Here is a 400-nt window from a genome sequence, read left to right on the forward strand (position 1 = left end):
CTGTATAAGAGCCTGTTTGAGTTAATCCTGTAAACGTATTACTTGTTTGAAAAGCTAGAACACTTGCATCTGGCTGTGTTAAACTGTACTCATAGCCTCCCCAACCTCCTAAAGCTGTAATTTCTACACTTCCTGAAGTATCACAGGTTATTGGTGATGCAGTCGTTGTTACACTTAAAGCTACGGCTGGCGCTTCTACACGTACTGTAGCTGTCGCTGTACAACCTGTAACTTCATCAGTTATTGTAATAGTATGATTTCCTGCAGATAACCCTGTAAAAGTTGGTATAATGAGTCCTGTTTGTCCTGTTACACTAGGATTACCATCAAATACATAACTGTAAGTTCCTGAAAAATCTCCTACGGTAAAGTTTACAGATCCATCCGAACTTCCTATACA

1 protein-coding gene is annotated in these 400 nt (G+C 39.5%); it reads right to left on the reverse strand.

Features of this window, described 5'->3' with window-relative positions; all coding sequences use genetic code 11:
* Positions 1-400, reverse strand: a 400-nt coding sequence (locus tag A8C32_RS20545; protein ID WP_165605796.1) for a hypothetical protein, incomplete at both ends; no start/stop codon positions are given.

The organism is Flavivirga aquatica, from assembly GCF_001747085.1.
Classification (GTDB): domain Bacteria; phylum Bacteroidota; class Bacteroidia; order Flavobacteriales; family Flavobacteriaceae; genus Algibacter_C; species Algibacter_C aquatica.